Source organism: Knoellia aerolata DSM 18566 (genome assembly GCF_000768695.1).
Classification (GTDB): domain Bacteria; phylum Actinomycetota; class Actinomycetes; order Actinomycetales; family Dermatophilaceae; genus Knoellia; species Knoellia aerolata.
Genome location: NZ_AVPL01000147.1, coordinates 1 through 1,104, shown reverse-complemented (window position 1 = coordinate 1,104; position 1,104 = coordinate 1). Strand labels below are relative to the sequence as shown.

Sequence of the window (1,104 nt, the reverse complement as noted above, 5' to 3'; positions counted from 1 at the left end):
TGTACTGACCCGACAGGTTGGTTAAGCGGGTGACGGGGGGCTTGTTCCCGCAGGCAGTGTGGGGTCGGTGGTGGTTGTACTCGTGAAGCCATGCTGGCAGAGCCTGACGCCGTTCGGTCTCTGAGGTGTAGCAGCGGGCGTAGCCCCAGCCGTCGGCCATGGTTCGGTGGAAGCGTTCGACCTTGCCGTTGGTCTGGGGTCGGCGGGGTCGGGTGCGTGAGTGTTTGATCTCGAGCTCTGCGCAGACGTCCCGCCACAGGTGGGACACGTACGGGGACCCGTTGTCGGACAGGACCCTGCGGATGGTGATGCCGCGGGTGGTGAACCAGGCAACGGCTCGGCGCAGGACGGCGGTCGCGGTGGCAGCGGTCTCGTTGTCGTGGATCTCGGCGTACGCGACTCGGGAGTGGTCGTCGATGGCGGTGTGCACGAACGCGTGCCCCATGTTCGGGTTGTGGTGCTTGTTCCTCGGTTTGCCCGGGGTGGCCGCTCGGTTCTTCAGGCCCTGACTTCGGCCCACGAAGCGCCACCCGCCGCCGTCGGGAATGTTGCCGAGCTTCTTGACGTCGACATGCAGCAGGTCCCCCGGGTGGTCGTGTTCGTAGCGGCGGACCGGTTCGCCGGTGGCGCGGTCGACGTGCGTGAGCCGGTTCAGGCGGCATCTGGTCAGGACCCGGTGCGCGGTCGAAGGTGCGACGCCAACGTGCGCCGCGAGCTGGACCGGACCCAGTCGCTTGCGCAGCCGCAACGACACGATCCGCTTCGTGGTCGCAGGTGGTGTCTTGGTCGGCATCGAGCGGGGCCGGCTCGAGCGGTCCGCCATCGGCTCACCGGCCGCGTACCGGGCAGCCCACCGCTTCACGGTTGGCCAGGACACTTGGAACCGGGCGGCGACCTCGCTGATCGGCACGCCCTGTTCGACGACGAGTTGGGCGACCTTGAGCCGGTGACGAACGGTCAGGGCGGCATTAGCGTGGGACATGAGGGCCTCCTGTGCGTGGCAGTGGTGACTTGGCAGTTCCACTCCACCGCGGGAGGCCCTTCCCGCGCCACTGATCAGATCAGCGGATCGCACTCACTCAACCAACGTCCCCGGTCAGTACA

At 67.5% G+C, this 1,104-nt stretch carries 1 protein-coding gene; it reads right to left on the bottom strand.

Going from position 1 to position 1,104, the window contains the following annotated elements; genetic code table 11:
• The coding region (locus tag N801_RS19035) for an IS481 family transposase (RefSeq protein ID WP_035940926.1) at positions 1-982 on the bottom strand (982 nt) is incomplete at its 3' end.
• Positions 983-1,104 lie beyond the last annotated feature (122 nt).